At 65.9% G+C, this 12,823-nt stretch carries 12 protein-coding genes; 6 read left to right on the top strand and 6 right to left on the bottom strand.

What is annotated here, in order from left to right; translation table 11 throughout:
- Window positions 1-39: 39 nt before the first annotated feature.
- A complete protein-coding gene (locus tag ABC729_RS13520; protein ID WP_495608075.1) occupies window positions 40-711 on the top strand; it encodes a CoA transferase subunit B in 672 nt (223 codons plus the stop codon).
- A gap of 69 nt (window positions 712-780) precedes the next feature.
- Here the strand turns inward: ABC729_RS13520 and infA are convergent, their stop codons facing one another.
- Both infA and ABC729_RS13510 read right to left on the bottom strand, forming a co-directional pair.
- Window positions 781-1,062 (bottom strand): translation initiation factor IF-1, encoded by a 282-nt coding sequence (infA, locus tag ABC729_RS13515; RefSeq protein ID WP_495608074.1) that lies wholly within the window; start codon window positions 1,060-1,062, stop codon window positions 781-783.
- 78 nt (window positions 1,063-1,140) lie between these two features.
- Window positions 1,141-1,353, bottom strand: coding sequence for a cold-shock protein (locus tag ABC729_RS13510; RefSeq protein WP_495608073.1), 213 nt, complete (start codon window positions 1,351-1,353; stop codon window positions 1,141-1,143).
- A gap of 268 nt (window positions 1,354-1,621) precedes the next feature.
- On the opposite strand from ABC729_RS13510, the gene ABC729_RS13505 reads away from it, so the two are divergent.
- Window positions 1,622-3,343 (top strand): acyl-CoA dehydrogenase family protein, encoded by a 1,722-nt coding sequence (locus ABC729_RS13505; RefSeq protein WP_495608072.1) that lies wholly within the window; start codon window positions 1,622-1,624, stop codon window positions 3,341-3,343.
- A 153-nt stretch (window positions 3,344-3,496) separates the two neighbouring features.
- Here ABC729_RS13505 and ABC729_RS13500 read toward each other — a convergent pair whose 3' ends face one another.
- Window positions 3,497-4,765 carry a hypothetical protein gene (locus tag ABC729_RS13500; protein ID WP_495608071.1) on the bottom strand — a complete coding sequence of 423 codons (1,269 nt, stop codon included), beginning with the start codon at window positions 4,763-4,765 and terminating at the stop codon, window positions 3,497-3,499.
- A gap of 316 nt (window positions 4,766-5,081) precedes the next feature.
- On the opposite strand from ABC729_RS13500, the gene nadA reads away from it, so the two are divergent.
- From nadA to nadC, 3 genes are all read left to right on the top strand, one after another.
- A complete protein-coding gene (nadA, locus tag ABC729_RS13495; protein WP_495608070.1) occupies window positions 5,082-6,095 on the top strand; it encodes a quinolinate synthase NadA in 1,014 nt (337 codons plus the stop codon).
- 207 nt (window positions 6,096-6,302) lie between these two features.
- Window positions 6,303-7,913, top strand: coding sequence for an L-aspartate oxidase (locus ABC729_RS13490; RefSeq protein WP_495608069.1), 1,611 nt, complete (start codon window positions 6,303-6,305; stop codon window positions 7,911-7,913).
- Window positions 7,913-8,764, top strand: coding sequence for a carboxylating nicotinate-nucleotide diphosphorylase (gene nadC, locus ABC729_RS13485; protein ID WP_495608068.1), 852 nt, complete (start codon window positions 7,913-7,915; stop codon window positions 8,762-8,764). The genes ABC729_RS13490 and nadC overlap by 1 nt, the downstream gene beginning before the upstream one ends.
- Window positions 8,765-8,794: 30 nt before the next feature.
- Here the strand turns inward: nadC and ABC729_RS13480 are convergent, their stop codons facing one another.
- Window positions 8,795-9,853 (bottom strand): lysine-2,3-aminomutase-like protein, encoded by a 1,059-nt coding sequence (locus ABC729_RS13480; protein WP_495608067.1) that lies wholly within the window; start codon window positions 9,851-9,853, stop codon window positions 8,795-8,797.
- A gap of 60 nt (window positions 9,854-9,913) precedes the next feature.
- On the opposite strand from ABC729_RS13480, the gene ABC729_RS13475 reads away from it, so the two are divergent.
- Complete coding sequence (locus tag ABC729_RS13475; RefSeq protein ID WP_495608066.1) at window positions 9,914-10,333, top strand: iron chaperone; 420 nt, start codon at window positions 9,914-9,916, stop codon at window positions 10,331-10,333.
- Here ABC729_RS13475 and ABC729_RS13470 read toward each other — a convergent pair.
- Entirely contained in the window at window positions 10,323-10,832 is a 510-nt protein-coding gene (locus ABC729_RS13470; RefSeq protein WP_495608065.1) for a methylated-DNA--[protein]-cysteine S-methyltransferase, read from the bottom strand. The two genes, ABC729_RS13475 and ABC729_RS13470, sit on opposite strands and share 11 nt — an antisense overlap.
- A gap of 158 nt (window positions 10,833-10,990) precedes the next feature.
- Complete coding sequence (locus ABC729_RS13465; protein ID WP_495608064.1) at window positions 10,991-12,808, bottom strand: DUF885 domain-containing protein; 1,818 nt, start codon at window positions 12,806-12,808, stop codon at window positions 10,991-10,993.
- Window positions 12,809-12,823: the final 15 nt, after the last annotated feature.

Here is a 12,823-nt window from a genome sequence, read left to right as displayed (position 1 = left end):
GCGCTTGAGGGGGCATGTAACATTTGGGAGAGACGGACCATGGCTTGGACCCGTGAGGAAATGGCCGCCCGCGCCGCCAAGGAGTTGCGCGACGGTTTTTATGTCAATCTGGGCATCGGCATCCCGACCCTGGTGGCGAACTTCATCCCCGAGGGGATGCATGTCACGCTCCAGTCGGAAAACGGCATGCTGGGCATGGGCCCCTTCCCGTTTGAAGGGGAAGAGGATGCCGACCTGATCAATGCTGGCAAGCAGACCATCACCGAGCTGCCCTATAGCAGCTATTTCAGCAGCGCCGACAGTTTCGCCATGATCCGTGGCGGGCATATCGACCTGTCGGTCCTAGGTGCCATGCAGGTGGCCGCCAATGGCGATCTGGCCAACTGGATGATCCCCGGCAAGATGGTCAAGGGTATGGGCGGGGCCATGGACCTCGTCGCCGGCGTCAAGAAGGTCGTGGTGGTGATGGAACATTGCGCCGTCGACAAGAAGACGGGTGCCATTGAGCCGAAGCTGCTGAAGGCCTGCACCCTGCCGCTGACCGGCACGCGTGTTGTCGATCTGGTGGTGACCGACCTGGGCGTGTTCCAGGTGGACAAGCACGGCAGCGGCCCGCTGACCCTGATCGAACTGGCTCCCGGCGTCACGCTGGAGGAGATCAAGTCGAAGACGGAAGCGGAATTTGAGGTGGCCGAGGCGGTGGTTTCGTAATCACCCTGCCTTTGGCGCAATAAAAAGGGGGAGCGGTAATCCGCTCCCCCTTTTTTGTCGCAAGGTCCCTCAGCGCCGGAACGGCGGGCCACCCGGACGGCGGGGCGGGCCGCCGGCACCGGCGGGGCGTTCGTCCTTGTGGCGGTAGGTGATGCGGCCTTTGCTCAGGTCATAGGGCGTCATCTCGACGGTGACGCGGTCGCCAGCCAGGGAACGGATGCGGCTTTTGCGCATGCGACCGGCGGTATAGGCGATGATCTCGTGCCCGTTTTCCAGCTTCACCCGAAAGCGCCCGTCAGGCAGCGCTTCGGCAATGATGCCTTCGAATTCGATGAATTCTTCTTTGGTCATGCTTTACCCCTGAAACAGAAAGGGCGGCGGCATGTGACCATGCCGCCGCCCCCTCAAAGCCGTTTACTGAACGTGGATTTAGGCCACGCGCAGGTTTTCAGCCGCCGTCTTGCCCTTGCGCGGATCGCGCACGGCGTCGAAGGAGACTTTCTGGCCTTCGTTCAGGCTGGACAGGCCAGCGCGCTCAACGGCGGAGATATGGACGAACACGTCGGCCGAGCCATCCTCGGGCTGGATGAAGCCAAAGCCCTTGGTGCCATTGAACCACTTGACGGTGCCGGTAACAGACATGGAATGCCTCCTGGGATCGTTCCCGTTCGGAGCTGCCCGGCGCGAGAGTGCGACACGGGCATCAAAGTCACGACAGGGAAGAACCAGCGGTAGCCGGAAGATAGCCCAGTAGCAAAGTCGACTTGGCTAAGGTGGGCGCTTATCCGCCCCATAACAAGGATTATCGTCGCCGACCCCGCACATGGCAGCCGCGCGCGCCCCGGTCGCAGCCCTTTCTCCGGCATTCCCTTTCCGTCATGCTGTGCGCAAATCCAGGGAGGAACCGGGCATGGATCAGGCTGCCGATTATCCGCGCACGGCGCGCGGCACGAATTTTTTCGAGACCGACACCAACCTGATCCGCCTTCTGGAACGCCGGGCACCGCATGTGCTGGAGGCGCATGAGGGGCGGTTGTCGGAATTCGGGGCCTGGGCTGGCAATGAGCTGGACGCCCAGGCCGAGTATACCGACCGTTTCGCGCCGCCGCGCCTGGACCCCTATGATATTGACGGCAACCGCACGGGCCGCGTGGTGTTCAATCCCGATTACCTGGCCTGTCATGCCGAGGCGTACCGGCGCGGGGCCGTGGGCCTGGCCTACTTGCCCGAAGGGCAGGGGCCGACGGGCGCACCCAGCCATGCCGCCTGTTTCACCATGGGCTATATGCTGTCGCAGGCCGATATCTCCATCCATTGCCCCGTGACCATGACAGGGGCGGTGGCGCATGTGCTGGACATGGTCGCTCCGGCCCCGGTGCGGGCACGCTATTTGCCCGAGATGATCCGCATGGATGGCAAGGCCCTGTCGGGCGGCACCTGGGCCACCGAGCTGCATGGCGGGTCGGACGTGGGGGCGACGACCACGCGGGCCGAGCAGTGCCGCGATGGCTACCGGCTGCACGGGCTGAAATGGTTCACCAGCAATGCCGGGGCGGGGCTGGCTATGGCGACCGCGCGGCCGGATGGAGCAGAGCCGGGGGGCAAGGGCCTGGGCTGCTACCTTGTCCCCTCCCATCTTGAGGATGGCACGCCAAACCATCAGCGCGCCCGGCGGTTGAAGGAGAAGGCGGGCACCAGGGGGCTGGCCACGGCGGAACTGGACCTGAACGGGTGCTTCGCCGTGGAGCTGGCCCCGCCGCCGGACGGGTTGAAGGTGATGATGGCGGCGCTGGAATATAGCCGCATCCATAATGCCGTCGGGTCGGCGGGCCTGCTGCGCCGGGCCTTCCTGGAAAGTGCCGGATGGGCCACGCACCGGGTCGCCTTTGGCAAGCCCATCCGCCAGTACCCGATGGTGCAGGACCAGCTTCTGGATATGCAGATGGAGCTGGAGGCGGCGACGGCGCTGGCGTTCGAGGCGGTGCTGGCCTTTGACGCGCAACTGGCCGACCCGGATATGGGTGGGGACTGGCTGCGGCTGGCGACCGCGCTGGCCAAGTACCGGACCGCAGAGCAGGCCGTTACCGGTTGTCGGCAGGCGGTGGAGATGGTGGGCGGCAATGGCTATACCGACGAGATGGTGACCAGCCGGTTTTACCGCGACTGTCTGGTCGTGTCGGTCTGGGAAGGGCCGGCCAATATCCAGGCGCTGGAACTGCTGCGGCTGGTGACGGGCAAGCGGCCGGGCGACCAGATGTTTCTGGCCCGTGTCGGCACCATCCTGTCCGATCTGCCCACGCGGTTGCAGGAACCGGTGGTCGATGATGTATCGGCCATTCTGGAAGGCGCGCTGGAGGAATGCCGCGCCGCCCTTTCCTTCCTGCGCCGCAACCCGGAACAGGGGCCGCGCCACGGACGACGCCTGCTGACCCTGATGGCCGATACGTTGGCGGCGGCGTTGTTGTGTGAGGAGGCGGTGGCGGAGCTGAAATGGGGTGACCGGCGCAAATGGCTGGTGGCCAGCCGTTTCGTGCTGAAGGTCCTGGGCAAGGCCGACCCGATCAGTGCCGATATCGACCCGGCCAATGCCGCCTTCGACGCGGTTCTGGCCTATGAGCCGGTGGAATGGTGAGGGGCTGAGAGCGTATTTCCGCTAAGCGGAAACACGCTCTCGCCATCAATTCCTCAGGCACCGGCGCCGCATCCGCGGCTTGGCTTTACGCGGCACAGGCCGCGCGGCGGCAGTCGCCGCCGGAGCGGTTTTCCAGTCAAAGGAAAACCGCCCTCAATGCACCGTGTCGGTGTTGGTACCGCCGGTGCGGGGGCGGCTGTCATACTTGTCCATGGCGCGGGTCATCATGTCGGCGATCAGTTCCTTGGGCAGCGGCGCGGCACCGCCGGGGGGCCATGCGGCGGGCTGCTGTGCCTGGACCTGTGCCGGGGTGGCGACCGGGACCGGGGCGGCCTGCGGCTGTGCGGCAACGGGTTGAGCATTAGTGACCGCCTGGGCCTGCGTGGGCTGCTTCGGCATGGCGGGGATGGCGGCACCCGGCATGTTGCCGCCGACATTGCGGGCCATCTGGTTGGCGCGGGACGCCACGATCGGCTTCACGCCCATGGAGCCGGCGGAAATGGCGGCGGCGCGGTATTCGGCCAGACCCTTGCCGGCGCGGGCCGGCGTGGCCTGTTCCTGGCTCATCGCGGTCAGCAGATTGTCGCCCGACCCGGCGGCACCGGGGGCCGGCAGGCTGGCCACCACGGCGGCGGCACCCATGCCGCGCGCGGCGGTCAGGGCGGCGGACGCGCCCGGCGTGCTTTCTAGGTCCTTCAGCTGCTGCGCGGTGGCGATGCCACCCGCCGCGGGGGCATGCGCGCTGATGGAGGTGGGGACCGTGGCCGGGGCCTTGGTGGTCAGCGCGGCCATGGGCAGGGCTGCGGGGGCCGGGGCGGCCATGGCGGCGGGCGCGGTGGCGGCAAGGGCTGCCATGGTGCTGGGCGCGCTGGGCAGGGATTGCCCACCACCCATCAGGCTTTCCAGCAATGCTGCCTGACCGCTGGACAGTTCCACGGGGCCGGCGGTGGGGGCGGGGGCAGCACTGGCGATGGGGGTGGCTTGCGGGGCCTCTGCTGCCTCTGCGGTCTGGGCGGGACGGGGGGCGGTGACGGTGAAGGGATCATCCTCCGCCGGGGCGGCGTCGTTCTCCAGGCCCAGGGCGCTGGCCACATGATCCATGGCGTCCTTGCCCGTTTCTTTTTCCAGGATGGCGTCGGCACCGGCCAGGGCCAGACCCACGGGGCCGAAAAACAGGGCGGCACCGGCCACCTTGGCCGGGGTGCGGATCGTGTCGCCGGTGATGGCCTGATAGACCTTGTTGACGCCGGGAATGTGCTGCAACGGGTTCACGACATCCAGCACGTCCCAGAAGGACATGCCCTCGCCCTTGTCAGCAGCCTTGTCGGCCTTCGCGCCATCCTTGGCACTGTCCATCGACGCGGCATGGATGTGCTGCGACTTGGCGCGGACATGGTCCATATGGATGCTGCTTGGCGGCATGGTGATCCTCCCGGTTCGGACAGATTAATGCAGGCAGCGTGCCAAGTGCAGGGCGGCGGATTTTGCCGGGCAGTGCAGGGCGCATTGGGGCGTCGCGGATATAGCAGTCCCTTATCCGCTTCCCCGCATTATGTTCCGGCAACCATTGGTCCCCGACGTAACGATGTTGCGCCGCACACATGCGAATCCCACCGGTCCGAACTGTGACGGATGCGTGACCATGCGCTGACACGGGCTTGACACCCCTTATACTCTGCGCGAGCATAAGGGAGAGTAATGCTCAATTCGAGCATAAGTCCCTGTCGGAGCCGCTACGATGTCCGCCCCCCTCGACCTGTCTTACAGCCCTGAAGTGGCAGAGGCCACCAAGCCCATCTATGACCGGGTCAAGGGCGTGATCCCCGAGGTGGAATGGCCGTTCCATGCCCCGTTGGTGGCTGCCATCAACCGGCTGAAGAAGGAGCGGAATGCCGTCATCCTGGCGCACAACTACCAGGCGCCGGAGATTTTCCACACGGTGGCTGACATCGTGGGCGACAGTCTGCTGCTGGCCCGCAAGGCGGCAGAGACCGATGCCGATGTCATCGTCTTGGCCGGTGTGCATTTCATGGCGGAGACGGCGAAGATACTGTCGCCGGAAAAGACGGTGCTGATGCCGGCCATGGATGCCGGCTGTTCGCTGGCCGACAGCATTACGGCGGCGGATGTCCGCCTGCTGCGCGAACGTTATCCGGGCGTGCCCATCGCCACCTATGTCAACACATCCGCCGCCGTGAAGGCGGAAAGCGATGTCTGCATTACCTCTGGCAACGCGGTGGAGGTGATCAATTCCCTGCCCGGTGACGAGGTCCTGTGCATTCCCGATGAATATCTGGCCAAATGGGTGGCGACCCAGACGACCAAGAAGGTCATCGCCTGGAAGGGCCATTGTGAGGTACATGAGCGGTTTACCGGCGAACAGCTGAAGGCTTACCGGACGCAGTTCAAGGGCGACATCACCATCATCGCCCACCCGGAATGCCCGCCCGATGTGCTGGCCGAGGCAGATTTCGTCGGCTCCACCGCCAAGATGCAGGATTTTGTGGAGGGTCAGCAGCCCAAGCGCGTGCTGCTGATCACCGAATGCTCAATGGCCGACAATCTGGCGGCCACCAACCCGGCGGTGGAGTTCGTCCGCCCCTGCAATCTCTGCCCCCACATGCGCCGCATCACCCTGTCGAACATCCTGGAAAGCCTGCAAACCATGCAGCCCCAGGTCCATGTCGACCCCGCCATCGCCGGCCGCGCCCGCCAGGCCGTGGCGCGGATGCTGGAAGTGGGGAAGAAGTGAGGGCGAAGGGGAGCTTCCCTCTCCGCGCGCTCCTTTGTGCCTCCCTCGCGAAAGCGGGGGTCCAGGGTCCAGGGGAAATCCGCTCCCCGTTGCCTGCCAACCGCAAGCGGAAAGGTCGGGCTTGTTCCCCCTGGACCCCCGCTTTCGCGGGGGAGGCAGGTATCAGCCTTTCCCCTATCCCCCCCACCCCCTGACGGACCCGCAAAAATGCAGCTTCGTGACAGCGACGTGATCGTCATCGGGTCCGGCATGGCCGGGCTGGTGGGTGCCCTGTCGCTGGCCCCGCTGCGCGTGGCTCTGCTGACCAAGACCGATGACCTGCCCGGTGGCTCGTCCAACTGGGCGCAGGGCGGGATTGCGGCGGCCATCGACCCGGCAGACGATCCCGCCGAACATGCTGCCGACACGGTGGCCGCCGGGGCCGGCCTGACCGACCCGGAAATGGCGGCCCTGCTGACCGATGAGGGTGCCAAGCGCCTGACCCGCTGGATCAACCGGGGCTTGCCCTTTGACCGGGAAGCCAGCGGACGCCTGTCCCTGGGCCGGGAGGCCGCCCATGGTGCGCCCCGTGTCCTGCATGCCGGCGGCGATGCCACGGGCCGGACCCTGATGGCCGATCTGTCGGCCCGCGTCCGTGCCGCCCCCCACGTCACCATTCAGACGCGGGCCTTCGCCTGGGATCTGGTCATGGTTCGCCACGGCGTGGCCGGTGTCCTGGCCCATCATGCGGATGAAGGCTGGGTCTTCCACCGCGCCGGGGCCGTGCTGCTGGCCTGCGGCGGCATCGGGCAGCTTTACCGCCACACCACCAACCCGGTTGAGGCGACGGGCGACGGTATCGCGCTGGCCGCCCGCGCCGGGGCCGATCTGGCCGATCTGGAATTCGTACAGTTCCACCCCACGGCGCTGGCCGGTACCCGTACCGGTCAGGTGCCGTTGCTGACAGAGGCTTTGCGCGGGGCCGGTGCCCATCTTCTGGATGAACATGGCGGGCGCTTCATGCTGAAGGCCCATCCGCTGGCCGAACTGGCCCCGCGCGATGTGGTGGCAAAGGCCATTGGCAGCCGCATCGCCAATGGTCTGCCCGTCTATCTGGATTTGCGTGCCCTGTGGGCCGATGGCGGTGCCGCCAAGTTCCCGACCGTGGCCGGCATCTGTGCCGCCGCCCGACTGGACCCCGCCCGTCTGCCCATCCCCGTGGCCCCTGCCGCCCATTATCATATGGGCGGGGTCGTGACCGATCAGGATGGCCGTACCAGCATTCAAGGTCTGTATGCGGCGGGAGAAGTGGCCTGTACCGGCGTACACGGCGCCAATCGTCTGGCCAGCAATTCACTGCTGGAGGCGCTGGTCTTTGCCGAACGGGCGGCGGATGCCATCCTGGCTTCCACCCCGCCGCGTCCCGGCCCCATCGCCCTGCCCGACAAGCCCGCCACCATGACGCCCGCAGCACAAGCCGCCGCCGTATCGGTGCAGGCCGCCGACATCATGGCCGAAAGCGTGGGTCTGCTGCGCGATGGCATCGGCCTGTCCTGCGCGGTGGCAGAGCTGGAGGCGCTGGAAGCCGGCCTTGATCTGGAGGTCGGGGTGGAGGATCACGCCGCCATCCGCCTGTCGGGCGAGCTGCGCAATCGCCTGCTGACCGCCATCCTGATCGCGCGTGCCGCGCTCAACCGGCAGGAAAGCCGGGGGGCGCATCAGCGGTCCGACTGGCCAGAACCCCGTACCGAATGGCGGCATCGTCAGCGCCTGACCCTGTCCGGGCCGCTTCCCCGTATCCGCGTGGCCCCGCCCCGTTCCCCCCTGCCGGTGATGTGATGACCCTGCCCCTGTACCCCATCCAGTATGAAGCTCTGATCCGCACGGCCCTGGCCGAGGATCTGGGCATGGCGGGGGATCTGACCACCGATGCCTGCGTGCCGTCCGACGCCACGGCCACCGCCCTGTTCAATGCCCGCCATGAGGGGGTGTGCGCCGGCCTGGATGCAGCGCTTCACGCCTTCACCCTGCTGGACCCCGGCCTGTCCATCACCCGGCATGTGCAGGATGGCGACCGTATCGCGCCCGGCACGGCGCTGGCCACGGTGGAGGGGCTGGCCCGGCCCATCCTGTCGGGGGAGCGGACCGCGCTGAACCTGCTGGGCCGGCTCTGCGGTATCGCCAGCGAGACGAAGCGGCTGGTCGACCGGATCGCGGGCACAGGTGCGCAGATCGTCTGTACCCGCAAGACCACGCCGGGCCTGCGCGCGCTGGAGAAGTACGCCGTGCGCGTCGGCGGCGGCGGCAATCACCGTTTCGCGCTCGATGACGCCGTCCTGATCAAGGACAACCATCTGGTGGCCGCTGGCGGCCTGCGCGCCGCGGTGGAGCGTGCCCGCGCCCGCGCCGGCCATATGGTGAAGATTGAGGTGGAGGTGGATAATCTCGATCAGCTGGCCGAGCTGATCGCGCTGAAGGTCGACGCCGTGCTGCTGGACAATATGGACCCCGCCACCCTGCGCCGCGCTGTGGAGATGGTGGCAGGCCGTATGGTCACCGAAGCCTCGGGCGGCGTCACGCCGGAGACGATCCGCGCCATCGCCGAGACGGGCGTCACCCTGATCAGCCTGGGCTGGCTGACCCATTCGGTGAAGAATTTCGATATCGGCCTGGACTTCGCGACCAGATAGGTCTATGTTCCTATATATCAGAAGTAGGCCTCATCCCTGATAAGGCCGCTTACCCCCGCGCGGATCCTCAACGATCCATTCGCCCTCTGCCACAGGCGTCAGATAGCTTTCGGTCAGCGGCACCTTCCCGTGCCCGCCGGGGATGTCCAGGATATAGGTCGGCTGACACAGGCCGGAGACATCGCCGCGCAAGCCCTTCATCAGGGCGCGGCCTTCCGCCACCGTCGTGCGGAAATGGCTGGTGCCCTTGGCCAGATCACCATGGTTCAGGTGATAGGGTTTGATGCGGTTGCTGATCATGGTGCGGAAGGTGCGGGTCAGCGTCTCGACATCGTCATTGACGCCGCGCATCAGCACACTTTGCCCCAGCATGGGGATACCGGCATCGACCAGCCGGGCGATGGCGGCCCGCCCCTCTTCGCCAAACTCCCGCCAGTGATTGCTGTGCAGGACGACCCAGGTTGGAATACGCGGGCCTTTCAGGGCGGCGACCATATCGGCATCCATCCGTGCCGGGTCCACCACGGGCACGCGGGTATGGATGCGCACCAGTCCCAGATGCGGGATATCGTTCAGCCGCCCGATAATCTCCGCCATGCGGCGCGGGGACAGGATCATGGGATCGCCACCCGTCAGGATGACCTCCCAGATATCCTTGTTGCCCGCGATATAGGCGATGGCGGCGTCCAGTTCATCGGCGTTCAGCGCGTCCGACCCCGGCCCCACCATTTCGCGGCGGAAGCAAAAGCGGCAATAGACGGGGCAGGCATGGACGGGTTTCAGCAGGACCCGGTCCTTGTAGCGGTGGACGATGCCCTTCACGGGCGTGAACGGCTCGTCCCCAATAGGATCGGCCAGCTCTTCGCCCTTGATATCCAGCTCCCGCGCATCGGGCAGGAACTGGCGCGCCACGGGATCGTTGGGGTCCGTCGGGTCGATCAGGTCCACCATGGCAGGCGTAACGGCCACCGCGAACTGCGCCGCCACCTGTTCCAGCACGGGCAGATCGGCAGACGCGGCCAGACCGTGATCAGCCAGATCGCGGACATGGCGAAGGGTTTTCGGACGGGGGGCGGGATCGCGGGGCATGATGGCCCTATGGGGGCCAAGCACGGGGGCCCTGTCAAGCGGCGGCCCGGCTTTCCTGCCATGCTGCCCATTGACGGGGGCCGGCATTGGCCGTTCCATGAACAGGCTGACAAAGGGGAACCAATCATCATTGTGCAGTCGAAGGCCACCGACGTCGATAGCTTCCTGGCCGAGGCCGATCCAGCCCGCCGCCCCTGGCTGGAAAAGCTGCGGGAGATGGCGCGGGCCAACCTGCCGGGCCATGTGGAGGGGATGCAGTGGGGCATGCCCGTCTATAGCGTTGACGGCAAGGCCATCATCGCCTTTGCCAGCCAGAAACAGTACGTGTCGGTCTACCTGACCGGTGTGACGGTGCCGCTCCAGCATGAAGCGGCCTGGGCAAAGCTGGACCATGGCAAGGGCTGCGTCCGCTTCCGCAAACCGGAAGCCATCGATTTCGACCTGCTGGCCGCCATCCTGCGCAATGGCGTCAGGGTTTAACCACCACCCCCTCATGCCGCAGCAGCCATTCCTTGCGGTGCAGGCCACCGCCATAGCCGGTCAGTGACCCATCGGCCCCGATGACACGGTGGCAGGGCACGACGATGGCGATGGGGTTGGCGCCATTGGCCAGGCCCATGGCCCGCACGGCGGCAGGACGCCCGATCCGGGCGGATAATGTGCCATAACTCACGGACTCACCCGGCCGCAGGCGGCGCAGTTCGGCCCAGACCAAGCGCTGAAAGTCCGTGCCATTGGTGGCGGTGGGCAGCCGGTCCGGTGCCGTCAGGTCACCATCGAAATAGGCGGTCATGGCTTGGGCGACCGGGTCGGGGACCGGCCCAGCGATCAGGTCCACCACCCCATAATGCCGGCACAGCAGCCGGTCCATGCGGGGGCGGTAATCCTCAAAGTCAAGGGCCCGCAAGGCACCCGCCCCGTCCGTCACGATCAGGGCGGTGCCGATGGGCGTGGACAGGGTGGAAAGGGTCAGGCGCATGGGGCAGGCTCCGTCACGAACAAGGCCCACCCCTATCACGCCGACCCTCGCTGCGCTGGCGGTTATCGGACCTTTGCAAGGTGCCTCTTGAGACAAGCCTCAAGGGGAAAACCCCAAATCGGGGCGGGTTTTCGCCGGACCCGCCCCGTTTCAGGCCATCACGCCTTGGACCAAGCCTCAACCTGCTCCTGCAGCATGGTCAGGGGCATGCGGCCATTCTTGAGGATCGTGTCATGGAAACCCTTGATGTCGAACTTGGCCCCCATCCGCTGCTTCGCGGCCTCGCGCAGTTCCAGGATCTTCAGCATGCCGATCTTGTAGCTGGTGGCCTGACCGGGCCAGCCGATATAGCGGTCGATCTCGCGCGCGGCTCCACCCACCTCTATGGCAGAATTGGTGGTGAAATAGTCGATGGCCTGCTGCCGGGTCCATTTCTTGGCATGCAGGCCGCTATCCACCACCAGCCGGATGGCCCGCATCAACTCCGCTTCCAGGCGGCCATAATCATTGTACGGGTCCTGGAAGAAGCCCATCTCCTTGGCCAGATACTCGGTATAAAGCGCCCAGCCTTCGCCATAGGCCGAATAACCGCCGCCGAACTTCTGGAAATCCGGCACGCCTGCCAGCTCCTGGGAAATGGCGACCTGCATGTGATGGCCGGGGATGCCCTCATGGTAGGACAGGGTCTCCAGCCCGATGCGAGAACGGGCCCGCATGTTGGACAGGTTCACATAATAGATGCCGGGCCGCGTGCCGTCGGGGGAGGGGCCGTTATAGAAGGCGCCCGGCGATGCCTTCTCCCGGAAGGACTCGACCGCCCGCACCTCCATCGGTGCCTTGGGCTTCAGATTGAAGACCAGATCCAGCTTGGGCCGGATGGCATCGACATAATCGGCCGCCTGTTTCAGATAAGCTGCGCGCCCCTCGGCGCTATCGGGATAATAGAACTGGTCATCCTGGCGGGTGAACTGGAAGAAGGCGGCCAGATCGCCCTTGAAATCCACCTGCTTCATGATGGCCCGCATCTCGCCATGGATGCGCTTCACCTCCGCCAGACCGGTGGCATGGATATAATCCGCGGTCAGCGGCAGCGAGGTCCAGCGCTTCAGACAGGCAGCATAGAAGGCCTGACCATCGGGCAGGCGCCAGACGCCATGATCGGGATTGGAGCGGGGAGCCGCCCCTTGCAGCCATTTGATCAGCGACAGATAGGCGGGGGCTACGGCATTGCGCATGGCGTCGGCGGCCTGCTCCACCAAGGCCGCCTTGTCCGCCTCGGGCAGGTCCAGCTTGGCGATCTTGGCGCTGATATCAGTAAAGATCGGGGATTCCGCCGTGGATTCGGGCTCCACGGGGCGGCCCTTGATCTGGTTGCGGCAGGCCTGGATCAGATCGGGGAAGAAATAGCGAGGTGGCAGGACGCCGGCGGCATCGGCGGCGCGCAGCCGTTCCTCCACCTGCCCGAAATAGCGCGGGAACTGCCGCAGCCGGGAAATATAGGCCTCGGCATCGGCCCGGCTTTCCACCTTGTGCTGATTGATCATCTGCACGGGCAGGTTCACATGCGGACCGCCCACCAGGGTCAGCGCATATTGATGGTGACGCCAACGGAAATCATCGATCTCATCCTGCGCCCGCTCCCGGAACAGCCTTGCATAAAGCCGTGCCTGCGGCGACAGCTTGTCATCGGGGAATTCGCGGGCCAAACGGGCCAGGTCGGCCTTGTTCTGTTCGATATCGGCCAGCGCGCGGGCCTCGCTGACATCATCCAGCTGATCATACTGGGTCTTGCGTCCCAGCCCCGTGGCGCGCAGCGGGCTTTGCGCCACGTCGCGTTCAAAGGTTTCCGCAAAAAAGGCGTAAAGCGCCTTGTCCGCCGGCCCTTCCTGGGCCAGGGCCGGGGCGAAGGCGGACGGAAGCAGGGCCGCCGCAGCGGTACCACCGCCAAGCGCCAGCAAATGACGACGAGAGATCATGAAGCCACACCCGTT

The organism is Niveispirillum sp. CC-CTL257 (genome assembly GCF_059489915.1).
The sequence above is the reverse complement of the archived record's forward strand: the minus strand, read 5'-3'. Positions and strand labels throughout refer to the sequence as shown.